This is a genomic window from Bovifimicola ammoniilytica (genome assembly GCF_025567085.1).
Taxonomy (GTDB): Bacteria; Bacillota; Clostridia; order Lachnospirales; family Lachnospiraceae; genus Bovifimicola; species Bovifimicola ammoniilytica.
In genome coordinates this window covers 1-25,399 of record NZ_JAOQJN010000001.1, presented here as the reverse complement: position 1 = coordinate 25,399, position 25,399 = coordinate 1, and the positions used below count along the sequence as shown (strand labels likewise).

The following is a 25,399-nucleotide window of genomic DNA, read 5'->3' as shown; positions in this document are numbered from 1 at the left end:
CTTCTATATATTATTTTGCAATTCATAACTCTGCCCGAATACTTACATAATATCATAATAAAAATATAATATCAACAAGTGAATGTCAGGCATTTATTTAATTGCAATGAATTTATTACCTGTATTATCAAACATTGCTCCTGCCTCATCCTGCCCCATTTTATAGGTCTGGCCTGTTACCGGATTAAGCATTACAACATTGTAGAAATCATATCCGACAATAAGTACATAATTAGTTCCGTCAGTTGATGCAAGCACCGGCTGTCCGTTCCATACATAATATAAAACCTCACTAAGTGAGCAGCCCGTCAGGTCTAATCCCGTTTTATTAGAAATCTTTTCATTAATAATCTGAACTGAAGTCTTACCACCGGCAAGTTCTGATGCTACATCTGTATTTACACCATTATGCATAAGTATTGCCTGAACACATAATGCTAACTGTGCCGTACTATTGCCGCTCTCGGCAGTTCCGGTAAATGCCACGTCTGTCAATTCATACTGGGTTGGTTTACTCATTCTTGCCCATACATAGTCGCCACTTTCGCTGATAACCACGCCTGCTGTCCTATCTGCTGCTATAATGGCATCAGATACATTATCTGAAACTGACTGCATTTTGCCCTGTCCATACACATAATATTTATCCCCGCCATTTATAAGCTCACGAATACTTAGTGAATTAGTCTCGCTAAAACGAATTTCCTTAGGATAGAGGGATTTAAGCTGATTTGAAGTCGTTACTTTCTTAACAAATGATATAACAACTTCTTTCTTCTTTAAATCTGTTGTTATAATACCTGATGATACCACGCTTGTATCTTCTTCCTCATTACCGAATATCTGATAGTCACTTGATTTAACATAAGTGTTGCCATCAGGTGTTTTCTGTACTCTTGTTAAATTCACCATATTATCTGATACATCAGCACCTGATATATAGTAGCCTTCTTTACTATAGCTCTTTAATTCTTCTCCCTTAATATCTGCTATTATAACCTTGTTCATTCCGACCGTAACATTACCATTATTATCTGTTATAATGTCGCTTTCAAGGGCATCGCCATATACCATATCATCACCTAAAAAGCCTAACACCTTAAGTTTATGGCCATCTTCTGCCTTTATCTCACATTCTTCACCATTTTCAAGATTAAGCATTTTCACAGAACTGCTGCCCTTATCACTGCCATCAGTTTCCCATGCAACGATATTACCATTACTGTTAACAGCATAATTATCTTCCTTAAGATTCGAAATAACCTGTACATATTCACTACCGGTCAAATCAATCGAATACACGCTGTCACTTAACATTACATACATTATATCCTTGTCATTTACATAAGATAATCTGCCCATTGTCTGTTTCAGAATATCAAATTTCCTTGTAAACGGAATAAATATCTTCTCTTCCACAAGATTCTTCTTATGATTATATTCATACAGACTCACACCGACCATTCCCTCATGCTCACCACGATTCATATAACCATACACAATGAATTTAACATTTCCATCGTTATCCACAGATACTACCTGAAAATCATTATCATTATTAGTATCTCTTATATCCGCTGTCTCCACCTCTTCAAATGCAAATAACGAATATACTTTATTCTCACCTATATCCATAAGCCACAGACCGTTTTCCTTGGCAAATGCAATATAGCTCGTATCATCACTTGATTTAAACCCGACATCTGAATTCTCTGAGATTCCAAGATTAATTCTGTATGCCGAAATATTCTGATTATTTGCATCAAATATCTGGTTCATTGTACGCTCATAATCTAACAGATAAATCTCGCTGCTTGTCCATTTCACCCTGAAGAATTCAGTAACAGTATAATACTGGTATGCATCATAATCATTTAATGCCTTTATCTTATATACTAATTTATAACAACCTATATCTCCTAATATCTCCTGTACTCTGACAACCGGATTAGTTACCTTCTCAGGCTTTAAATCGCCCCACGTAATCTGTTTATAGCTTGAGTGGATATTTACCTTTCCGAAATTCGAATTATCCTCCGAAGCATTTGTTTCAAGATAATTAATTATATTCTCTGATTCTGTATCACTAAATGTTGAAGCACTGAATTTCTTTGCAAATTCCATCTCTTCCTTACAATGATTCTCTGTAAGCTGCTTAATACGTGTATAGAAATACACATTTTCATTTCTGTCTGTTGTAAGTCTAATAACCAGATAATATTCTGTGTCAGCTTCTATCATATTATCTAACTGAATATCAATGTTAGTGTAATCTCCATCTGTCTTGATATTTTCTGCTTTAACCTCAGTTTTCTCAATAAGTCTTTCACAATCTAAGGTTCTTACTTCAAATTCTGCACCCATTACCACATTTTCATGGTTATTTACTCTTACAGTAATTTTTCTCTCATCGTTAATAGGTGTAATGGTATCACGCATATACTTAGTCTCCATCTCTGTCGTATATCCGAATAACTCATTTACCTCAATATCGTTAGCGCTGGAGGTCTCTCCTGATGCCATAAATGATATGGTAGGAAGAGTTGGTTCTCCCATAATTATATTCTTGTCTTCTTTCTTATCTCTGTTTATGAAAAAATATATCCCTATTACTACCGCAAATACAAGCAGCAGAATCACAAATTTGTTAATTATGTTTTTCACACTAATCTCCATTCCGCAGGCACATAGTGACGGAGGAACCGCGAGCCAAATGTCAGATTTGGCTCTGCGATAAATACTAAATGTGGTGCCTGCAACATATTTAGCTGTGTGAAAAATCAGATATCAATCTGTATTTTTCACACTTTTCTCCACTTTCAAGCTACTTATCGCACTTCCTACTATTTGCAGGTACACTATAATAATAACTTGACTATAGTTGGTGTTATATTAAACTCTTTAATCATTCTGTCAAGAGCTTCTCTTTCTGTATTGTTATCTATGTCTTTAACTTTATTTTTCACTGCCCTTATAAGCAGGTTCTTAGGAGTATGCTCCATATCTATAAATTCTAAAATCTCTGTATGATATCCCTTAATCTTAAGCACTTCAGCCCTGATGGCATCTGTCATTATCGCAGACATTCTGTCTTTAAGTATTCCATAATTAAGTACCGGAGACATCATCTCATTTTTAATCTGTTTATTTATCTCATGCTGACAACATGGTACTGACAGAATAACTTTCGCATTCCAGCTTACTGCTTTATATAATGCATAATCTGTCGCAGTATCACAGGCGTGCAATGTCACAACCATATCGACATTATTCTGTCCCTCATAATCAGCAATATCGCCTAATTTGAAAATCAGCTTGTCATAGCCATATTTCTCACTTAACTGATTACATTTATTAATAACATCTTTCTTCAAATCAAGACCTGTTATTCTGACATCTAATCCACACAATTCACGCAGATAATAATATATAGCAAAAGTAAGATAGCTCTTTCCACAACCAAAATCAATTATATTGATTTCCCTGTTCCTTGGCAGCTCTCTTACTATATCCTTTACAAATTCCAAGAATCTGTTAATCTGTCTGAATTTATCATAACGGGGTTTTAGCACATCACCCTTTGTATTCATTACACCTAAATCTATCAGAAATGGTACAGGTATTCCCTCTTCAAGAATATAATGCTTCGTCCTGTTATGACTCAGGTCATTTACCTTTACCGATTTTGACTCTATTAATCTGGCAGCCGACTTCTTTCTGTTAATCGTTATCTTGCCCTTTTTACTAACTAAGATATTTGCGACAATATCATTAGTAACTATCTCGCATTGCTTGAAGCTGTTCGTAATCATATTATCAAGATAGGATGCAATTTCAGTAGATGTATAATTGTGGTGAAGTACCTGATTACCAACATATTCCGTTGCCTGAAACATAAGCTCTGAATTAATAAGAACTGCTCTTACCTTTATCTTGCTGATTCCATCTTTGTCTCTGGGATTACTTACAATTACTCTTATAAGATTTCTATCCATATATTTAATTAATTCATCACGTAATATTGTTTCCACTGAAATTGTCCTTTCTCTATTTATCCCAAAATATCTTCTGTATAGGCTCTTAAGATTTCACCGACACTCCATGCCTGTGCGTATGCGCCTCTTGAAATATTTGGCTCATTTCCATCGAATATCTCTGCAATCGAACCAACACAGCCATCTCTTAAATGGTCTTTTAATGGCTCTATCATATGAAGTGCATATGCCTTTGTCTCGTCATTCTTACCAAATACCTTTAAGTATGCAGTAATCAAAGCCCCTAAAGGATATGCCCATGTTGTTCCCTGATGATATGCCGCATCTCTGTCATGAAGCTTACCTTTATAATAAGGCTGGTATTCTGCATCATCTTTAGAAAGAGTTCTAAGTCCATATGTTGCATAAAGTTCACTTATAACTTTCTCTACAACTGCTTTACTCTTCTTCTCATCTAACATTGTATAAGGAAGTGAAACTGCATATATCTGGTTTGGTCTAATCTTAGCATCTCCAACGTTACCATCTACCACATCATACAGGCACTTATCTTCTTTATTCCAGAATTCTTTATTAAATGACTCTTTTGCTTTCTCTGCCATCTTAGCATATTCTTCTGAAGTCTTTCCATATTCTGAAATTGTACCAAAACGCTTGCTTAACTTCTCCATTACACGCAAAGCATTGTACCATAAAGCATTTATCTCTACAGGTTTACCATGTCTTGGAGTAACTACCCATGTTCCTACTCTTACATCCATCCATGTAACCTGGTCATATCCGCCGCCTGCGTGAATAAGTCCATCGTCTTCCATATATATTGAGAAATCTGTCTTAGTGCTGTAGAAATGAATTATTTCCTCGAGTTTAGCATATATTTCTTCTCTGATAAATTCATAATCTTCTTCATTGCCTGTATATTCCAGGTATTTATCAACCGAATAGAAATACCACATTGAAGCATCTGCGGTATTATAGAATGGCTTTAAGCCTGCATCCGGAAATACATTAGGAACAAGTCCTTTATCAACATATTTAGCAAATGATTTAAGTATTTCTCTTGTATCATTAAAACGTTTTGTCGACAATGTAAGCCCTTGTAACGCAATCATTGTATCTCTGCCCCAGTCTGTAAACCATGGGTAACCTGCCATAATTGTCTTATTTCCTGTTGATTCTCTTCTTACAACAAACTGGTCTGCTGCCTGAACTAAAGAATTAGCAAACTCATCTGTATATCCAGCATTTTCCTTTATCTTCTTAATTCTTTCCATTCCCTTTTCAATCGTTACAAATGCATCTTTTTCGAATTTCTTCTCAATAGAACAGATTACAGATATTTTCTTATGTTCAAATGGTGCTAACTTAACTACAACTTTATATGGTGTATAGCTGTTATTAATTGGTTCGCCACCTGTATTGATTTCTGTCTGAAGTTCCATATCATGGTCGTATTTTTCTTCATTTTCAACGAATTTACCATTACTTGCATAGAATTTAATAGTAACATCTTTATTCTTCTTAGGTACTAATTCTAATGTCTTTTTACCTGTCAGTTCTGTCTTGAATTTAAGGTCTGATTTCTCAACTCTTGAACTATGGTCTCTGTATGTAAAGAATGGAGTTATCTCATATACAGCCTCTTTTGCACCATTCATAATATCATAGCCAATCGCAATTGTATTCTTCTCCCATTCGAATGACAATGTCTTATTTATAAATGTACCCTCAGCCTGATATACGAAATGTGGTAATTCATCATATACAAATCTCTGTAAATATTTCTGTCCCTCTTCATTCCAACCACCTGGTCTCTGGTTCGTAGCAAATGAATATGTCTTGTCCCCTATTGTTATCGACTCATCTATTTTATTCAAAACCGCATAACGTTCTACCGGTGCATGCAGACTTGCTACCAGATATGCATGATGCATTCTTGCACACGCATTAATTATTGTACTTCCACAATAACCACCGATTCCATTAGTTATTACCCATTCTCTCTCCACACCTGCACTAAATGTCTTCCAATAGCCTTTTCCAAATTCCATAATATCAACACACCTTTCTGATATATTTTTCCAGATATGTTTCTCTCTAATATATTTCTTTTATAATTTCTTTTATATTTCTTTCAGATATAATACTTCTAATAAAAAGAACTTTTTAATACCTGTTATTTTTATGTTCAGTATAACGCAATAATATCATAATTTATAGGTGGGGGCAATGTATATTTGCGGGATTGTGATGATTTATCTGAAGCATTTTCATTCTTATCAAATACATTCATATTTTTAGGTTGTACAATTCAAAACATTCAACCACTACATTATATAAATCATATTCTAGCTCAATCATCATATTTAACACTTTGTGCCACAATTTCTAAGATGATTCTTTCATTCCATTCGTCTTTAAAAACAAAACTTTTTATCATTTTTACTTCTTCTCCCGAACCATCTCCATTCTAAGCGTTGCCCTCTACACTTGTTACTCCATTTACTATTTAAATCAGTATAATCCTCTTGAAAATATCCTGGGTACATTTATTTGCCTTTACTAAATGACTCTATATTATAGTTTTCCCAGTGGCTCCCAACTTTCTTCTTGCAATAATTCATCAACATCCGCTTTCCCATTAATACATAATCGAATATTCTCCTGTATCAACATTTCGTTTAATAACAATTTTTCTTGATGAGCAATTGGTTCTTCAATCAATAAATAATTCTCAAAATCAACTATTTGTAGTGATGCAATATTTTTTTCACTACTGAAAAAAAATATGTAAGAAATATTATCTATTATATCAATATTAAAATTAAAATCTTCAATATAATTCCAAAATTCACTATCTATTATATTGATTTCATACGTATAAACATCTAATGATTCATCTGGTTTCTTCAACACACTAATATTGCAATATGACAAGAATTTAGAACGGACTGTGTTATAAGTCATTGGCGAGTAAATGACTATTTTATTACATTCTATTCTGCACCATTTTATAAAACATTTCCATTGTTCTTTAATAAATTTTCCTTCTCCATTATACAATCCAATGCATAACACTCTAACCATGCTTTCAGCCTCCGTCAGTTTTAGTCAGCAATAGCTGTGAATGTACCACCTTATGCAAGACCAATGCTTATTTTCTCCTTTTATAACGACTATTAGCAATCTATCGTCCAATCATTAAATTTTATTGTTTCATAATAATTTTCTTCCAGAATAAAATCATCAGGAAAAATCAGGCCTATTATCTCTTTTAATGTTTTGAATAAAATATTGATTTTCAGATAATATATAATTAAATTTTGGATTATTAATATTAATTACCTTGTCTACAAAACCATTTACATTCTCTTCTCTAGAAGTAGGCAAAATTATTATACAGCCTTCTTCTTTTAATTTATTAAAAAAACGAAAAACTCCCGAACTTAAAATTATATCATAGAAATATGCAGTATTCATCCAAGGAAAACAATAAACTATTTTATTACTCGCATATCCAATCGCTAATGATGCTCTTAATCTTTCTCCACTATATTTCGAAAGTTTATATTCTACTCTTCCTTGTGTAAGTCCAAATTCCTGTATAACTTCATTTATATTTTCATACCTATTATATCTTCTTATTGCTTTATTTATTACCTGTTTAACACTAATTTCCCTCTGAAATATACCGTCTGAATATTCTACTTTTCCAACATACCATCCTTTACTTTGTATATCTTTGTTATCTGCTTTTATATTGTCATAATAAATACCAGCATTGTCCGAAATAATTCTACCGGATAATAAAGATGAGATTGTCTCCCCTCCAGCACCACTTTCACCTATTACTCCATATATTGTTCCTTTTTCAAAACTAAATTCACTATCACTTAATAATTCTATGTACTTTTCTCCTATATGATTGTTCACATGCATAATTCCATTTTTCATTACTAATTTTATTCTTTCCAAAATTGCCACCATTCCTTCTTTCATCTGTAAATTTTTCATTCAAATATTCAATAGTATTTTCAATAAAATTCAAAAGTATTTTTTAAATTTTTCCGTATCTGAAATACAATGTTTAAACCTAGGACATTGTATTTTAACTATTTCATCTGCAAGTTGTTTTACATTTTCCTCTCTTGATGTGGGAAGAATTATTATTCCACCATCTTGCGTAATTCTTTTAAAAAAACGAAACACTGATGAATTAAACATACAATCAAAAAAATACAATGAGTCCATCCATGGAAAACAAAATATTTGTTTCTGTGCTGCATATCCTATAGCAATCGAAGCTCTCCATTTTTCCCACACATCAATATTCGACAATCCATAATTTATTCTATGTCTAGACAAATGAAATTCCTCTATAATAGTTTCAATATCTTTATAACGATTATATTTTTTAACAGCTAATTCTAATGCTTTTTTAATGCTTAATTCCTTATTGACTATTCGTCCGTATTTAACAGTTTTTCCAACATACCATGCTAAATCACTTATATTATTAGTTTCCATTCCATCAATATATATTTGAGTGTTGACATTAGATACTTTATTAGTCAATATTTGAGAAATTCCTTCTCCACCAGCCCCTTGCTCGCATATAATGCCATATATTTTTCCTGCATTGAAAGAATAGTCATTAGCAGATATATAATCATGTGTTTTTTCTCCATAAACATTCATGTAATTTATTAAGTAGTTATTATTTATAGAAATTTTTATTACTTCCAAAATTGCCACCACTCCTTCTTATGTTCAATTATTTTTGCATTATTTATTGGTAGTCGTTGTCCATATGTTACTATACTAATATTATACGTTTTAATTACATAATCAAAATAAGATACTTTTGTTATTCAATAAAGCTCTCAATGATGATTTTTTGTTCCTCTATTAAATCAATATTGTATTTACCCGTATGAATATTACCCAGATGTTTCCAACTTCTGTTACATTCTCTTTAATAATTCACGTTGCAATTCATTATCACTTTCAAATACTAACATATCTAACTTCATCTCCAAAATAATTACAATCTAGTGTCTTAAATCGTACATCCCAATAATAACTATCTTCGATTTTCTTTACTAATTCTTCTATCATTATATCCTTCTAATTTTTATATGGTATATATCCAATTATCAGGAATAACATTGACAACAATTATTTAATCAAATATTCTTTATATCTTTCTTTCATTTTCTCATCCATACACCCTTGTGTATATAACAATGCATCACTATATGATATTAAATTACAATGCTCGTTCAATATATTTCGTCCATACATTGCTTTAGGTAAATTATGCATAACTGTTAACATATGATAAACTGCTTCTTTATCTTTCGAAGCGTCTAATGTAGTTTGTATATCCTTAATTAAGCAATTCATCAAATTATAAATATTTATTTCATCTTCTCGCTTTCTTTCAAATATACAAATATCATTTACCAATTGGATTTTCATTTTCAAAATTCTCTCATAATTAGGAAGTTTATACTTTCTACACAAGTTATCAAGACTTCGAAATAGGTTCTCAGAGCAATCAATCCCTCTCTCTTCAAGTGAAATAAACTCTAACAGACTCTGCCAAAATAATATTTCTTCCTTTAAACGCTTTCTCTCACCTATTCTCCATCTTTTTCCTCTTTTTCTTCCCTTTTCATACACTATTCCTATATCTAGTATTTGATAATAATATCCAATATCCATCCTTAGTCCTCCACAATCTTAATTGTCTTTCTCCAGAATTAATACTATTCACATATACTATGTCCTGATTTATAAATCGATTGATATTAACATTATAATGTCTCATTCTAATCTAGTAAAGACCATTGCCGTCTGTCATTACACCTAGCTGACCATTTATATACCACTCTGATGATATATCTCCCTCACAAAGTTCCCCAACGATAATTGGGTTCGCTAATACCATTTCTAATTTCTTTCCAATCCATGATAACATTACCTCTTACTTATAGATTCTCATCATAAATATTCAATTTTTCTACACTTATTGTTAAATATGAATTTTTCATAGCATAAAATCGCTCATCAAAATTAGTTTCAATTTCTATAATTGCATCACCAAATCGAAATGTCGCACATCCATCTTCATCATATTCAAGCAATAATAGGGTAAATTGAATATTTTCATCCACCATTTCTATATAATACTCTTTCGTATCACATAAAACAAAGGAATCATAATCACATAACTTATCAATATCCATTTCAACATAATATACCTTATCAATTGGTCTATTATTACCCTGCCATATTCCCTTTGCCTTTCCATAATCAGTAGAAAAATATACAACTTCATCTAATACTTTTTCAACATATATTTTCATTTTATTTGTCACCTACTTCTTTTTTGCGTCCTTATACGCGAGACATAATTAAGATAATATATTACCATTTTTGACATTCTTTGATATAAAACAAATCCACATCAGATGCTGCATCGTACAACTCTTTTATAGATGCCAAAGTGTCGTATTCTGAAATTCCTCTCATTGTACCAATAAGCCCACCTTTAAAAGTTGGTAATGTACCCTCACGTAATTTTTTTATTATGACTTCAATTCTATTTTCATAATTATTTAAATATTGTTTTTTTTCATCATCTACTATTTTCTTGGCTTTCTCAATTTCTTGTACTAATATATCCAATTTTTCCAATAACTCTTGTCTTTTATCCATAATAGCAATCTCCTTTAATCTGAAAAACTTCTAATTTCCCCAAAGCCGACCATTTCATCTGCTTAAAATTCTACTACATATCCACCATTATTTCTACTACTTTTCTCCTGCACTTTTCCTGCCTTTTCATGTAAGAATTATACTTATAATATACAAACTTTCATTTGTCGGATGATTAACAGAAAATTATAATCAACTTGCCATTTGCATATGGATGAAGTACCTTACATAGTAAAAAGCCAGTAAATTTTTACGTCTACTGACCTCTCTATAAGAATAAAATTTAGGTGTATCTTACTTTTAATTGTAACCAGAATTTAATTCTTTAACTCATCTAACCATTTTTCAACATTATCCTTGACTATAGTATCACTTATATTTTTAATACTTAGATATTCTGTTTTAAAATCTTCCCCCAAAATAGGTAGCCTTGAATAATCCCACGCACCGTCATCTGAATATATAAGTCCATCTGTTAAAATAGCTATTCCTATAGCTAAATAACCATAATACAAACTTACTATAGCAGGTTGCCCCATTGTTCTTTTAACACTCCAAGAATATCCTATTTTCAAGTTAGCATCTACTTTTTCTTTCATAGATTGAGCATGTGTATTTCCCTGTAGCTCTTCATCCCAAAAGTCTTTATCTAACTCTGTTAACTCATGGTAAAATACGTACACTTCTCCTTCCCCATTCAGATTGAATACTGTATAATAATTCTCCTTTAAAGCCAAAGAAATAGGATTAGAATATACTTCATTATCAGCAGTTACCTCTTTAGTAGTAATATCGATCCTTTGTGATATATTTTTCCTTTTTAAAAATTCACTAAATAACTCAACCGAATATTTAATTATCTCTTCACAATTTGGTTTCTTTTTTATTGTTGGAAATATTTCAAAACTCATACTCATTTTTTTCACCTCTCGTATTATCAATAATAGTATCTATTCCATCAGACATATTAACAATATATATCTATTGGTGCTGCATTCCTTATTTACCATTATGCACATACAATATGGCATTGGATATATCAAATGCTTCTCCAATTGCAAGTATTATGCATTTGTATAAATTCTTCATATGCTTGAATATCCATGTTTACCTCACTATCTCCCCTTACTCAACCACTAACCACATGTTTGTATCGTCATACGATTTTACTTTGTATTCGCCTAATTGTTTGAGACAAAATGGTTCATCACCTTTATATATTGCAATAAAATCAACACCTTTAATAATATATCCCTGAGGGTAAGCATAGATATATTCTCCTTGCACCCAAACACCAAGAGGATATCTTTTCTTAATCTCTTCCCATAACTTCTCATATTGTTCCAAAGTATTTTGCCATAAGATATCAAACTCTGTTTTTAACAAAATGTTAATACTACCATCTAATTCCTCTTCGTTAACCGGCCCTTCTGCCAAACAATCTTCTAAACAAGACACATGTATTTTGCCTTGTTCATCTAATACAATTTGTCGATATGCGTATCCTTCATCGTCCAGTTCATACCAATATTTTTCTTTACCTCGTTCTAATAACAAATATTTCATGTAATACACCTTCCCGACCTTGAATAACGTCTAAATTTCGCTGCCACCATCATTCCCGAAGCAATATTTCCTAATATATTTACTTGGTATTTCATCAGCCAACCAGACTTTTTCATTTCCATAATAAAATGCTATGCCTTCTTTCCATGCCTGTTTAGCATCAATTTTCAAGATACAAGGTTTCATATCATGTCTCATCCCGACACTATGGGCAGTTTCAACATCCTGCGACAAATGAACATATTGCCTTTCTTCAGGTAACAACCCCTTTTCTAGAATAGAATTTAAAAATCTTCTAGCTGTTCCATGGTACAATATTTCTGGTGGTGCTTTTTTCTCTTTTACAATTTTCATTGGAATAGAATGTCCATAATAAGCTTTTATTTTTCCATTGAATATCTCATATCTTTTCTTTTCTGACTTTTGAATCATTATAACCAAGTCATTTTCGGATAGATTTCTCCACTCCTCATCCTTATGCAAAGCATCCAATAATTGTTCCACTGGCACCCAACCTTCTTCATCCATTTCTAATTCATATTCCCATGGAGTATGACGAAGTGCATATGAAATTTCTTTACTTAGTCTAGTATACAATGTTAATCCCCCTCCTCTTCTATCAATTCATCAATTTATATTGCCCCTATCAAATGTCTCTCCGATTACAGGTATCAACCCCAAACCATTTAATATGGCATATCCTAAGTTCTTCCAGTTGAGTCTGTCAAGTGGTAACAATCCGAATGGATCTGTCAGCTTTATAGGATTACCCTGTACATAACTGTATCTGTTAAGACTCTGGCCTACATTGATACTTCCATGTACTACGTCCTGATTAATGAATCGCTTGATATTCACATTATAATATCTTGCTCTCATATAGTAAAGACCATTATCATCTGTCATTACGCCTAGCTGAACATTATATAAGAATGGGGTTATCTTCGTATCTCCGCTTAGAACTTCGCCATAAGCACCATATTCATAGCTTTGGATTACGAATGCTATCTTTTACCTACGCAAACAAACTCCTCCTTATATGGATGGTGTCTTTTCATTGTAAAAACTGTATTAGATTCAATATTTTTGACTTGACGATTTCTTGAACCAACTGAGCACTTTTTCTATGTAAGATGACAAAAAGGCAGACTTCGGGCACGATATCCGCAAGAAGTAGACCGATATCAGCAGTCTGGAAAAGATTTTTAAAATGTCAACGAAAAAACGTATTGTCTCCACAGCACAAAGTGCTATGAAAACAATGTGTTTACATCTTATAATAACAATATTCAGTTTTGATTTCGGATGTTCTTAAGTGGAGACATAATTTAAAAAATAACTATTTCCACTTTTTACATCATGCCATTTACCTCATCTTCAAAATCGCATGCTATAATCACACCCTTACAGCATCCCTTTAAACAACTAAGCAGATTAGCAATATTTTTTATATATTGGCTTTCTTCAATATTGTGCGGTTCAATATCTAAGTAATACTTCCAATACAAAAAATCTGTAGAATCCAATAAATATTGTTCAACATTATATTCCTTATTCTTTTGAACACTAATATCACACCACTCAGTAATGATATAATTTACTGCTTCTTTTTTACCATCAATACAATTTATTAGTAAAGCAAACAGTTTTTCGTAATCCATATCAGTATCAACAAATACCTTACAATATAAATCGTCGTACATTATTTACCTCCTACTCAAACGGAATGAACGGTGGATTATCAAATGCTCCACCCTGTTTCTTTTCATTTTCCCATACATTTGTCTCCCACTGTTCACTCAGCTTATTATAGGCATCACTATCCTGATCTTTGATGGTCTGTTCAAATTTTCTTGTCTTCAGTCCCACAACTTCCATCGCGTCTATGTAACTTTGAACCTTTCGGGAAATTGCATCCAAATGGCTCATATTTAATTTTAAGTCTCGTTTCATTGTGTATAATTTTCCTTGTATTTAAAAATATTTCTTTTTAAATATTTACACACTCCCCTATTTTCTTACTATAAAATACATCTGCATTTATCAAAACTAAACAACTAATCTAGCTCAAATACTTATTTTAAACTATTTTTCTTTTATAAACATTACTACATTCCGATTTTTCCCACCAGCTACATATCATTCATTTCATGAACAGATAGGTGATACAGTTATTTTAAATAATTTATGTTCTCCATAAATTATTGTATAACTACAATTAACACCAACGCATTATTGTTCATGTATGATATAATTTAATCAATTTGAACCTCACTACACTCAAATGTCAATATAGAAACGCCTTCATCTTCTAATACAATTTTTACAATACTTTCTTCACATGTAACATCAACAATTGAATCATAATCAATCTCATCTTCTCTTTTTTCTGAATCCCAATTATAATTTGTTGAATTCAAAAATTTTAAAATAACTTCCTTTAATTCTGGGTCACCATCTTGATATTCATTTTGCTTCCACATACATAAATCAATATTTAATATCACTGTTCCATTTGCATAAACCAACTCATTTACACAGCTATCATTAAAATTTATTTTCTTTATTAATTCTGTTACTAACATATTATTCTTCTCCTTTAATTACGATATGAGATGCCTTTGACCCTTTTCCGACAGGTTTTCCATCTATATCCAAATAATAATCAACTTTTTTGTTTGTATAATTTGGATTCATTACATGATAATGGTCTACTGCTTCAAATCCATTTTCACCATCAACCCCTTTATCATATCTTATTTTTAAACCTGACTTTGGGTCATAAAATTCTCTTTAGTTTGTGTTTGCTGCCATTTTAGGATTTGTAATGTCTTCCCATCCATCTTCAATTAATTGCTGTGGAGATTTAGATTGTATATTTTTTATTACAGCATTACTACCACTCTGGTATGCTAAACACATAGGAATCAAAGCAGTCTTTTTCTATCTATTGCTTTTCTTTTATTCCTATTTCACAATTATCCTGTAATAGATAGAGGTGTGCGTCACCACTCTTGAAGCACTTGTGACTTCGTTCATTGAGACTGCTCCCTCTGCTTTGCAGGATTTTGCGTATTAGCTGGATGTTGACAGCATTTGTGCTGTACTTCGTATATCTAACCAGATTGTAACCCGCATTGAAGTGAGGATTCTATCTACTTACAATTCACATTAGAAAGGATTTCAATTATGTACATCGTAGGCATTGATATTGGCAAAAATCATCATGAAGCATCCATTGTTTCACCTGAAGGCAAACAAATCGGCCGTTCTCTTCGCTTTGCAACTACACACAAAGGTGCAGATTCTCTTATGAGCTTTATCTTCAAAAACATCGGTAATTCCCCTTGTGTATTTGGCATGGAAGCTACAGGTCATTACTGGTATCCCATTTATTCATTTCTAAAAGTAAAAGGATATACCATCTATGTAATCAATCCTATCCAGTCTGATTCTTTAAGAAAAATGTATATACGACAAACCAAAAACGATTCAATTGACTCTTTTTTAATTGCAGAAGTGATACGTTTCGGTCAGTTTGGGACTACTTCCATGGCTGATGAAAACATCCTTGCCATGCGTCAGTTATGTCGTTATCGTGATTCTGTCATTTCTTCCAGAACTGAAATTAAGCTCCGAATCGGCACAATTATGGAACAAATCTTCCCAGAGTACGAAAAACAGTTTTCTTCTCTTTGGGTGAGCACATCCATGGGCATTCTGGAAAAGTATCTCACCCCTGAGAATATTGAGAATGCACCAATAGATGAGCTCTTTGAAATCATAAAAGATAAGAGCCACAACCGACTTACCAGAGCTAAAGCCATTTCCATCAAAGAAGCTGCAGCTGATACCTTTGGTATTAAGATAGCACAGGATGCTTTCTCTTTCCAGTTAAAACAGCTCATTGACAGAATGAATTTTTTTGATAAGCAGATTGAAGCTCTTGACTGCCAGATTCTTGAGTACTACGAGAAGTTTGATTGTTATCTTCATACCATTCCCGGAATAGGCATGATTGCTGCTGCAACCATTCTTGCTGAAATCGGTGATATAAACAGATTTAAGAGTTCATCTGCCTTAGTTGCCTTTGCAGGTATTGATCCAACTGTACGACAATCCGGTGAATTTAGCAGCACTCATAATCACATGTCCAAACGGGGTTCACCTTACTTACGGCATGCAATTTTTCTCGCTGCAACTACCTGTTCTTTCCATAACAGTCCGTTGAATGCATATTACAAAAAGAAACGTGACCAAGGTAAACATCACTTAACTGCCACAGGAGCTGTAGCAAGAAAGCTTACCACCGTAATTTATGCCGTGTTACGGGATAGTAAACCTTATGAACCTAAGAAGTTCTGTTAAATGTCTGGTAGTGAGATTAGGATTTAAGCCTGCCCGTGGGGAGGCTTAGTTGTAATGCAATCTTTTACAAAATCTTCATAAGATGAATATAATTGAAAGATTGCCATATTCTTTGATTCTAGTGCTCTTTCTGAACTCCAATAAATAATTGAAATTCCATTATTCTGATAATATAGACATAAATAATCATCATCTAAAATAGCAAACGGAATGACATCATAATCAAATAAATTTTCCTGTTCTTTATATACTTCTAACATTTCGTCCATCGGAATAACTACAAAGTTTTCCGTTACACCATCAATTAATATATCCAGTGTCCTTTGGGTTGCAATGATTGATTTTATTTCTTTAGGAATAATTCTATTCAGAGCTATTTCAATTGCATATTTCATTTCAATTACCTCCAACCAACGGAAATTGGCTCATTCTAATGGTCTTCTTACCTTGCGTATTTAATGGAATAAACACTCTGTGTGTACCAGTTGGTGTATCACTCGTACTAATATTAAAAGGGTACTCTTTCTTGTATATCATTACATTTTGATCTTTATTATAAATTACTTCATCCGGCTTCATAATAGTATCTTCACACAATTTTCCAACATTAACATCCTTTCCATATTGAGTTTTTTTAGGTGTAGATACAGTATCAGGATCATACATGTGTTTTCGTGAATGAATTGAAATGTAATCCGAAGCATCCAATCCCCCATTTTCTTTAAAAAACTCTGTATTTTCTATTGACTTTCCATAGCTGGTCTTATCCGCAAAGAACTGCAAATTACATTCCAATAGCGGTTCTTTCTTTGCTTTCTTACCCCATTTACTTCCAGCACTGTCTTCCACCACTTTCTTCAATTCTTTTGAAGATGATAGCAGGTTCTTTCCACTTGTTGCTGCCGTAAATGCGTTTATTCCAAATGACACCAGATTCTTAGCTGTATCTTCTGAGAATAACTTGTCATTTATCATATTCTTGACTATCGCTTTGGCATTGTTAACGCCTCCGATTGCCGCCTGTGTAAATGTTGCCGCATTACTTACCACCTTGCACGCTGTACTTACTATTTTAGCTGCTGTGGTTATTTTTGCTGCTGTCATTATTCCCGAAGCAATATTTCCTATCATCGGTAATGCCGACATCATCGACAACACTGCCATTCCATACTCACCATCGTGTGCATACCATATGGCATTGGCTATATCAAATGCCTCACCGATTACAGGTATCAGTCCCAAGCCATTTAATATGGCATGTCCTAAATTCTTCCAGTTAAGTCTGTCAAGTGGTGACAATCCAAATGGATCTGTCAGCTTTATAGGGTTACCCTGGACATAACTGTATCTGTTAAGACTCTGGCTTACATTGATACTTCCATGTACTACGTCCTGATTGATGAATCGCTTGATATTCACATTATAATATCTCGCTCTCATATAGTAAAGACCATTATCATCTGTCATTACGCCTAGCTGACCATTATATAAGAATGGTGTTATCTTAGTATCTCCACTTAGAACTTCACCATAGGCACCATATTCATAGCTTTGGATTACATTTCCGTTATTGTCGGTTAACTTTGTGGTACTTCCAATATTATTGTAATGATAGTATGTTGTACCATCTGCATCTTTACCTGATGATTTGTCCGATGATAAATCTTGTACTTTATTATCGGATACATATACTGTAGATATCTTCTTTCAAATACAAATGATATTCATATACTCAATCAACATAATCTTCAAATTTATATGAAAACATAAACGATTTATCTTTATATAATATCATAATCAATTTAGAAAAATACCATTCAAAATTAGTTAATGAATCTCTTTTTTCATCTATTGCATTTCTATTAATATCAATTGAAATAATCACTTTATCTGTATTTCTAGCTAATAATGATATCCCATATGAAGTATATTCATAAAACATATGAATTCCAACTAATTCATTCTTCTGTTGTTTCATTACTATTATTTCTTTTAATTTCTCGTATGAAATTTTATCCTCTTGCCAACAAAAATTTTCATCATCTCCTATAGGCAAATATTCTATATTGCCTTTATTATTATATACTTTCCATCCTCCATTACAAAGTATATCTAATAGTAAAGTAATGTCCTTTTGTTCACTTATACAATTTAACTCTATCATTGCTTCTCTTGCCATAAGTCACCTCCTAATCTAAAATTTCAGTATAATGGATTCCTTTTTTAGTAAGCCACATTTTTATTGAATTTGGAATAGGTGTATTAGAAAATATTTCATATGATGCATTATTTTGGGTAGCAATTCTCAATCTATCGCCCATATCAGACTTAAATTTAGCTAATTTATTAGGATTATTCTCTAGCATATCCCAATATTGTCCAGACTTAGCCTCCCACCAACGATTGCTAATACCACCATCAAAGTCACGCCCACCGGCGCTAAATGAACCATTTCCACCAATTTTTTTTGTTAAATACTCCTCAAAATCATGTCCTATTAATCCATTTGCAGAATTAATGCTCCCCTTACCGCCATTCTTATCCCCAAAGAACTGTAAATTACATTCCAACAGTGGCTTATTATTAGCTTTATTGCCCCACTTATTTCCAACATCTGTGCCTATCATTTTCTTGATATTCTTACCAGATGTCACAGCTCCTTTTCCACTTACTATCGTTGTAAATAAATTTAGTCCTAATGCAGCAACATTACTTGCTGTATCAATCGATAGTAGTTTTCCACTTTTGGCATTTCTGAATATAGCTTTTGCATTTTCTAAACCTGATATTGCTGCCTGGGTAAATGTCGCCGCATTGCTCACTAATTGGGTTATAGCTCCTATGTACTGTCCGACTCTTGCAAATTTAGTTGACTTCAAACCAAATGCAATCATATTTCCGGTATCTGATAATGTCGATATCAATGACAATGCTGCCATTCCATAGTCGCCCTCACAGGCATACCATACTGCGTTTATACCATCGAATATAAAGCCATATCCATTTATACATCCCAGTATATTTAATGCTGAATGTCCAACATTTCTCCAGTTAATTTTATCAAGTGGTGACAATCCGAATGGATCTGTCAGCTTTATAGGATTACCCTGGACATAACTGTATCTGTTAAGGCTCTGGCTTACATTGATACTTCCATGTACTACGTCCTGATTGATGAAGCGCTTGATATTCACATTATAATATCTCGCTCTCATATAGTAAAGTCCGTTTTCATCTGTCATTACGCCAAGCTGACCATTATATAAGAAAGGTGTTATCTTAGTATCTCCGCTTAGAACTTCACCATAGGCACCATATTCATAGCTTTGGATTACATTTCCGTTATTATCAGTTAACTTTGTGGTACTTCCAATATTATTGTAATGATAGTATGTTGTACCATCTGCATCTTTATCTGATGATTTGTCCGATGATAAATCTTGTACTTTATTATCGGATGTTATGCTGTCTGCTTCATCATCATTATAACTGTATATCAGACCGTTACCATATACATAGACTGTATGTATCTTCTTTCCGCCATTAGTTTTCTCATATGATTCTAATACCTGCGACATTTCTCCTGCCACATCTGTCACATATGTAATCTTTTTATCAGTTGTTTTTACTGATATTCTTGTGTTTTCGGCATCGTAGTCGTATGTTACATTTCCTGCACTGATAAGTCTGTTTCGGCTGTCATATGTAAGGTTACACATTTCTCCATTCACAGGACCATATAACATATTTCCGTCTTTGTCATATTTTATCTTTTTATTATTATAGCTTATAAGACGGTTTGCACTGTCATATTCCATCTCTAATGAAGTAGTTACTGTTTCACCATCAGATGTTACGATGCTGTTACTTTCTGCTGCAAGTTTCAATGCTGTCTTGTTAGCAGTATCCGGTACAGGCAATGTGTAATTATTATCCTCTGTTAAACCATTGGTTGTTTCAGATTCATTTTTTATATCGACTGTTGATTCGTCTAATGTAGCTTCTGTTGTTTTCGCTGATGTATCAGCTGTTACATCTACAACACCTACGATATTTCCTCTGGCATCGTATTTATAATGATATTCGTTGATGACCTCACCTGTGGCGGTTTTTATGTTCTTTTATATTTCCTTTATTTTGTCTAAATTTTCCTACCTTATCTCTTCCATTTTTTACACATTACCTTTAATTAGGCAATCTCATAATAAATGCTTTTAATGCCTTTTCTCCTTTTTTTGTTTTTAATAATTCAATTGCACTTTTTCCATCAAATTTATGAAGTGATTTATGCAACCAATCATATCCAGTATTATCTCCTAAAATATTAAAAATAACATTTACAATTTCCTGTGGAACGCCATTTATCTGTATATTTACATCTTCAAAACAGCTAGCAAATCTGTTCCATGCTTCTTCTTCATATTCATTTAAAAAGAATTCAAGCATATCCATAATTATTTCACCCCCTTTGCATTAAAAAGAATAATATTTATTCCTCCATCTGCTCTTGCAGATGGTGCAATAATTTCATTATAACCATTACTATATGCGTATCGACCAATAGCATGCGTAACATCATAACTTTCTCCAATTATACTCTCAAGAGAAATATTCAGTTGTGAACGCACTGATGGATTGCTTACATCTAACATATTAGTCAATCTTACATCATATTGATACATTGTTCTGTTAGAGAAATCAAAAACATCATAATTTCCAAGCTCCGCTTTAACTATTTTTTCACCACTACTAAAATATAATCCTGGCACACCTGACTCCGTATATCTATGGTTAGAATTAATAGTGTATTGACTCATTTCTAATGGATTATATCTACTATCAACACTTCTATATATACTACCTTCATATGTAGCTCCTGTAGGTTCACAACCATTCTTATCCGCAAAGAACTGCAAATTACATTCCAACAGTGGTTCTTTCTTTGCTTTCTTACCCCATTTACTTCCAACACTGTCTCCCACCACTTTCTTCAATTCTTTCGAAGATGATAGCAGGTTCTTTCCACTTATTGCTACCGTAAATGCATTTATTCCAAATGACACCAGATTCTTAGCTGTATCTTATGAGAATAACTTACCATTCTTTAAATAATTAATTATTGCGTATAAATTATAGACTGTTCTTTCTCGTTTGTCTAATGACAAAGTGTTTTATCTTTTGAATAGTCGCCATTCTTGACATAAATACCAGGCACTTATGTTTTGTCAAACTAGCTACATATTGACTAGCATAGCTGATTTGAGGCAAAACACTTTAGATTGTACAAAGTCAGAAACTATACATATAAAAAATATTATTTCCAAAATAACGATATATCTTTTTTTGCAATTTTACCAACTTGTATATCTCTGCATTCAATTTGCATTTCCATAATAGATAAATCTATTTTTACTATATAAAAATTCTCTATTTTACTTCTACTGACTGATATATCTTGTCCAAAATAACCAAGTTGTGGCCTTTTCATATCTTTTACATTAATAATCCTTCTCCTATTAGCATCTGTTTCATATGATACTTTGTAGCAAGATAAAAAACAAACTTTCCAACAAGTTTCTTCATCATTATCAATAAGTATTTCTACTTCATCTCCAAAATAAGAGGCCTTTAAATCCAATATTTTAGCATCCCAATAATCAGTTTTATCAATCATTTTTTGCAGTTCATTATTCATCATATTTTTTATTCTCCTTTTTAATCGTTATATGGTATATGACCTGATGGATTCTTTGGTGATACAGTCTTTCCACTAATATCTAAAGCATTTTGATTCTTATCTGAAATATGAATATGGCTTTTGTATTTTCTGAACCTGCTATTGTTGCCTGGGTAAATGTCGCTATTACACAGTCTCCCTCACAGGCATACCATACTGCGTTTATACCATCGAATATAAAGCCATATCCTTTTTTTCATTCAAAATACTTAACACTCCTCTATTTATCAGTGTTATTAAAATGTGCAACTTATATGTCCGAAAATATAACTATAATAAATTTAAAATGTCATTTTAATTCATCAATTGTGCATACAAAAACTGACAAGCATCTTCTTCTGATTCAAAGATTTCATTTGTTGTCTTAATACCTCTTTCTAAATAATAAACAGACCACTTATCCTGAATTTTTTCCAGACATAAACGTTCATCTTTTACCCCTTTTCCTGTCAGGTTATAAATATAATCTGGAACTCTAACAACTTTTAATTTTTTTCTAATACTTCTCTTGTCATTTATTTTATCTCCTTTATGTAGCCCAATTCTTTTAATTTTTTTAATATGATAATTCATACTGTTATCCACCACCATCAAATCCAAACAGAGTATTAACTTCTCCCGTTCTCAATCGTGTTCCTACTTCTAAATTAACATCACATATATATTTAGGTGTATTTGGCAATGCAAATTTATTCTGTATTTCCTGTGGCTTTATTCCAGCAATATCCTCTGATTGGGAGATACATAATCTATACATATTACTTCTGCAATTTATTATTCAGGCAGTAGTATTTTGTCAAGATAGCCTTATATAATAAATTAATATAATTTTACAATTTAATTGTTCACATAATATCACGCAGAAAAATATTTTTAAACAATATATTTTTCATCACTAACATCAATACATAACTCTGAGTTATCCTCACATATTACTTTTAAAGCATTTCTTTCAGCCATAAATGCTTCTACTACCATTTCTCTAAATTCTACTTTCCAAACTAATTTAGAACAAGAATAACAATAAACGTCTAGTTCGCATATAACAATAACTTTTGAATTTTCACTTTGGCAAATAAAATTGTAAAAAACAGAATTTAACTCTGTATTTAATATAATCTTATCATTTAATACATCCACACAAATTATACTTTTCCCAACTCATAAATATAATAGGCTATTGCTTTCATCAAAATATACATCTTCAGAAATCCCATAATTACAATAGGCAATACCAATGAACACCTCACCATTACTTCTTATACCTATATATCTATTGTGGTTATCATCAATGACCATAATTTTTTCTTCACTTAATTGTATGATTAATTCATAAATACTATCAAATTTTACTATTTACAATAATTAATTTTCTCCTTTTATAACAACTGTTAGCTTGATATTCACATTATAATATCTCGCTCTCATCATATAATAAAGACCATTATCATCTGTCATTACGCCTAGCTGACCATTATATAAGAATGGGGTTATCTTAGTATCTCCACTTAAAACTTCACCATAGGCACCATATTCATAGCTTTGGATTACGAATGCTATCTTTTGCTTATGCAAATAAACTCCTTCTTATATGGATGGTGTCTTTTCACTGGAAAAATTGTATTAGATTCAATATTTTTGACTTAACGATTTCTTGAACCAACTGAGTACTTTTTTCTATGTAAGATAACAAAAAGGCAATATGATATTCGAAAAAGCAGACCAATATCAACAATCAAGAAAAGACTTTGAAATTATCAAAGAAAATCGCATTGACTCCACAGTAACAAGTACTATTTAAATATACTAAATAATTTTCAATCTTATTAAGCAATAGTGTTTGTTGTTCTACTGAATCTTCTAATTTTCCTGAAAAAACAATAAACAAATCTATTTCTCAATCATTCCTTACTCCAATAATATCAATTGAATTTATATCGCAAACCATAATCATGCCTCATTATATTATATTTCTTCAATCAAACTAAATGTCTCAATATTATCTGAATTTCTTGTTGCGGCATATATTAACGGCATCTCCTTTTTTGACATTATATATATCTCACCATAATCGTAATTAATATATTCTTTCAATTTAGAAATAACACTTTTACTGTTAAGCTTACTATAATCATCCTCCTTCACGATAATCGAAATATATTCTTCCTTACGAACACATAAAAAATCATAGTCAAATGAAGCTATTCTGTAATCTTTCGGAAGCGAATAACACGAAAGACTTAAAGGTTTCTCTCCATCTGCAATTGAGGCTAAAATATCTTTTTTCTTACGTGCTACTGTTAATATTTTTCCACTACAAAATGATTTGCTTTGTATCCCTATATGTGTTAGTTTATATCCTAAGCTTTTCGCAAGATTTTCAACATATTGATACCAATTTAACCACTTTTCTTGTTGAATACCATTTCCCCATATTGTTATTGAAATTACTTTTTCGTCCATACTAATTGTCACCTATATTTCTAATTTTAATAGTTCCAGCTCTATCTCCCATAATGCGTTGATTATCAACCATTCTATCAATCAATAAATCTGGAATATCTGTTTTACTCGGAACCTCAACTTGGTCAATTAAGCCATTATTCCTAACGCCCATAATATCTGGTCTTCTATTTGGGTTTGCTCCTGGAATTTCATTACTTAATCCTTTATTAACATATACCTTACTATAATCACCACTATTTTTCATAATATCAACTTCATCAAGTATTGTTTTCCAATGACCTGATGTTCTATTAGTATGAGGCTTACTTGGCATTATTACTTCTGTTTTGTTTCCACTCTTATCCGCAAAGAACTGCAAATTACATTCCAACAGTGGTTCTTTCTTTGCTTTCTTACCCCATTTACTTCCAACACTGTCTCCCACCACTTTCTTCAATTCTTTTGAAGATGATAGCAGGTTCTTTCCACTTGTTGCTGCCGTAAATGCGTTTATTCCAAATGACACCAGATTCTTAGCTGTATCTTCTGAGAATAACTTGCCATT

30 protein-coding genes are annotated in these 25,399 nt (G+C 32.3%); 1 reads left to right on the top strand and 29 read right to left on the bottom strand.

Annotated features, from left to right (window positions below):
- Window positions 1-93: 93 nt before the first annotated feature.
- From OCV48_RS00150 to OCV48_RS00070, 17 genes are all read right to left on the bottom strand, one after another.
- On the bottom strand, window positions 94-2,664 hold the full coding sequence (locus OCV48_RS00150; RefSeq protein ID WP_147590782.1) for a hypothetical protein: 2,571 nt from the start codon (window positions 2,662-2,664) through the stop codon (window positions 94-96).
- 194 nt (window positions 2,665-2,858) lie between these two features.
- Entirely contained in the window at window positions 2,859-4,031 is a 1,173-nt protein-coding gene (locus OCV48_RS00145; RefSeq protein WP_262558462.1) for a class I SAM-dependent methyltransferase, read from the bottom strand.
- A gap of 20 nt (window positions 4,032-4,051) precedes the next feature.
- Complete coding sequence (locus OCV48_RS00140; RefSeq protein WP_021982294.1) at window positions 4,052-6,046, bottom strand: amylo-alpha-1,6-glucosidase; 1,995 nt, start codon at window positions 6,044-6,046, stop codon at window positions 4,052-4,054.
- A 526-nt stretch (window positions 6,047-6,572) separates the two neighbouring features.
- Window positions 6,573-7,082 carry a hypothetical protein gene (locus OCV48_RS00135; RefSeq protein WP_147590781.1) on the bottom strand — a complete coding sequence of 170 codons (510 nt, stop codon included), beginning with the start codon at window positions 7,080-7,082 and terminating at the stop codon, window positions 6,573-6,575.
- A 159-nt stretch (window positions 7,083-7,241) separates the two neighbouring features.
- On the bottom strand, window positions 7,242-7,994 hold the full coding sequence (locus OCV48_RS00130) for an ATP-binding cassette domain-containing protein (protein ID WP_262558459.1): 753 nt from the start codon (window positions 7,992-7,994) through the stop codon (window positions 7,242-7,244).
- A 45-nt stretch (window positions 7,995-8,039) separates the two neighbouring features.
- Entirely contained in the window at window positions 8,040-8,741 is a 702-nt protein-coding gene (locus tag OCV48_RS00125) for a hypothetical protein (RefSeq protein ID WP_147590779.1), read from the bottom strand.
- A 432-nt stretch (window positions 8,742-9,173) separates the two neighbouring features.
- Window positions 9,174-9,722: a hypothetical protein gene (locus tag OCV48_RS00120; RefSeq protein ID WP_147590778.1), complete on the bottom strand. Its 549-nt coding sequence runs from the start codon at window positions 9,720-9,722 to the stop codon at window positions 9,174-9,176.
- 112 nt (window positions 9,723-9,834) lie between these two features.
- Window positions 9,835-9,978 (bottom strand): hypothetical protein, encoded by a 144-nt coding sequence (locus OCV48_RS00115; RefSeq protein WP_262558456.1) that lies wholly within the window; start codon window positions 9,976-9,978, stop codon window positions 9,835-9,837.
- A 10-nt stretch (window positions 9,979-9,988) separates the two neighbouring features.
- Window positions 9,989-10,366 (bottom strand): hypothetical protein, encoded by a 378-nt coding sequence (locus tag OCV48_RS00110; RefSeq protein WP_147590777.1) that lies wholly within the window; start codon window positions 10,364-10,366, stop codon window positions 9,989-9,991.
- Window positions 10,367-10,427: 61 nt separating this feature from the next.
- Complete coding sequence (locus OCV48_RS00105; protein ID WP_147590776.1) at window positions 10,428-10,718, bottom strand: hypothetical protein; 291 nt, start codon at window positions 10,716-10,718, stop codon at window positions 10,428-10,430.
- A 317-nt stretch (window positions 10,719-11,035) separates the two neighbouring features.
- Entirely contained in the window at window positions 11,036-11,629 is a 594-nt protein-coding gene (locus OCV48_RS00100) for a hypothetical protein (RefSeq protein ID WP_147590775.1), read from the bottom strand.
- Window positions 11,630-11,843: 214 nt separating this feature from the next.
- Complete coding sequence (locus tag OCV48_RS00095) at window positions 11,844-12,284, bottom strand: hypothetical protein (protein WP_147590774.1); 441 nt, start codon at window positions 12,282-12,284, stop codon at window positions 11,844-11,846.
- 30 nt (window positions 12,285-12,314) lie between these two features.
- Entirely contained in the window at window positions 12,315-12,881 is a 567-nt protein-coding gene (locus tag OCV48_RS00090) for an RNA 2'-phosphotransferase (protein ID WP_147590773.1), read from the bottom strand.
- Window positions 12,882-12,911: 30 nt separating this feature from the next.
- Window positions 12,912-13,280 (bottom strand): RHS repeat-associated core domain-containing protein, encoded by a 369-nt coding sequence (locus OCV48_RS00085; RefSeq protein ID WP_262558614.1) that lies wholly within the window; start codon window positions 13,278-13,280, stop codon window positions 12,912-12,914.
- 356 nt (window positions 13,281-13,636) lie between these two features.
- Window positions 13,637-13,987, bottom strand: a complete 351-nt coding sequence (locus tag OCV48_RS00080) for a 1,4-dihydroxy-6-naphthoate synthase (RefSeq protein WP_147590771.1) — start codon at window positions 13,985-13,987, stop codon at window positions 13,637-13,639.
- A gap of 10 nt (window positions 13,988-13,997) precedes the next feature.
- Window positions 13,998-14,237 (bottom strand): hypothetical protein, encoded by a 240-nt coding sequence (locus OCV48_RS00075; protein ID WP_147590770.1) that lies wholly within the window; start codon window positions 14,235-14,237, stop codon window positions 13,998-14,000.
- Between the two features lie 302 nt (window positions 14,238-14,539).
- The gene (locus OCV48_RS00070; RefSeq protein ID WP_147590769.1) at window positions 14,540-14,869 is read right to left on the bottom strand and encodes a hypothetical protein; all 330 of its coding nucleotides are present in this window, start codon (window positions 14,867-14,869) and stop codon (window positions 14,540-14,542) included.
- Between the two features lie 604 nt (window positions 14,870-15,473).
- Between OCV48_RS00070 and OCV48_RS00065 the strand changes: the two genes are divergently transcribed.
- A complete protein-coding gene (locus OCV48_RS00065) occupies window positions 15,474-16,652 on the top strand; it encodes an IS110 family RNA-guided transposase (protein WP_147590768.1) in 1,179 nt (392 codons plus the stop codon).
- A 23-nt stretch (window positions 16,653-16,675) separates the two neighbouring features.
- Here OCV48_RS00065 and OCV48_RS00060 read toward each other — a convergent pair whose 3' ends face one another.
- The 12 genes from OCV48_RS00060 to OCV48_RS00005 all read right to left on the bottom strand — a co-directional run.
- A complete protein-coding gene (locus OCV48_RS00060; RefSeq protein WP_021981973.1) occupies window positions 16,676-17,047 on the bottom strand; it encodes a hypothetical protein in 372 nt (123 codons plus the stop codon).
- Window position 17,048: 1 nt separating this feature from the next.
- Complete coding sequence (locus OCV48_RS00055; RefSeq protein ID WP_262558612.1) at window positions 17,049-18,209, bottom strand: RHS repeat-associated core domain-containing protein; 1,161 nt, start codon at window positions 18,207-18,209, stop codon at window positions 17,049-17,051.
- 175 nt (window positions 18,210-18,384) lie between these two features.
- Complete coding sequence (locus OCV48_RS00050) at window positions 18,385-18,831, bottom strand: hypothetical protein (RefSeq protein ID WP_147590766.1); 447 nt, start codon at window positions 18,829-18,831, stop codon at window positions 18,385-18,387.
- 10 nt (window positions 18,832-18,841) lie between these two features.
- Window positions 18,842-20,572 (bottom strand): RHS repeat domain-containing protein, encoded by a 1,731-nt coding sequence (locus tag OCV48_RS00045; protein WP_147590765.1) that lies wholly within the window; start codon window positions 20,570-20,572, stop codon window positions 18,842-18,844.
- 265 nt (window positions 20,573-20,837) lie between these two features.
- Complete coding sequence (locus OCV48_RS00040; protein WP_021983136.1) at window positions 20,838-21,104, bottom strand: hypothetical protein; 267 nt, start codon at window positions 21,102-21,104, stop codon at window positions 20,838-20,840.
- Window positions 21,105-21,106: 2 nt separating this feature from the next.
- Window positions 21,107-21,715: an RES family NAD+ phosphorylase gene (locus OCV48_RS00035; protein ID WP_021983135.1), complete on the bottom strand. Its 609-nt coding sequence runs from the start codon at window positions 21,713-21,715 to the stop codon at window positions 21,107-21,109.
- A gap of 251 nt (window positions 21,716-21,966) precedes the next feature.
- Entirely contained in the window at window positions 21,967-22,350 is a 384-nt protein-coding gene (locus tag OCV48_RS00030; protein WP_021983134.1) for a hypothetical protein, read from the bottom strand.
- A 333-nt stretch (window positions 22,351-22,683) separates the two neighbouring features.
- A complete protein-coding gene (locus tag OCV48_RS00025; RefSeq protein WP_021983133.1) occupies window positions 22,684-22,962 on the bottom strand; it encodes a hypothetical protein in 279 nt (92 codons plus the stop codon).
- Window positions 22,963-22,966: 4 nt separating this feature from the next.
- Complete coding sequence (locus OCV48_RS00020) at window positions 22,967-23,146, bottom strand: hypothetical protein (protein WP_021983132.1); 180 nt, start codon at window positions 23,144-23,146, stop codon at window positions 22,967-22,969.
- Window positions 23,147-23,754: 608 nt separating this feature from the next.
- On the bottom strand, window positions 23,755-23,964 hold the full coding sequence (locus tag OCV48_RS00015; protein ID WP_147590764.1) for an RHS repeat-associated core domain-containing protein: 210 nt from the start codon (window positions 23,962-23,964) through the stop codon (window positions 23,755-23,757).
- A gap of 390 nt (window positions 23,965-24,354) precedes the next feature.
- On the bottom strand, window positions 24,355-24,852 hold the full coding sequence (locus OCV48_RS00010) for a hypothetical protein (RefSeq protein WP_021983485.1): 498 nt from the start codon (window positions 24,850-24,852) through the stop codon (window positions 24,355-24,357).
- Window position 24,853: 1 nt separating this feature from the next.
- On the bottom strand, window positions 24,854-25,399 hold a 546-nt coding region (locus OCV48_RS00005), incomplete at its 5' end, for a hypothetical protein (protein WP_394803205.1).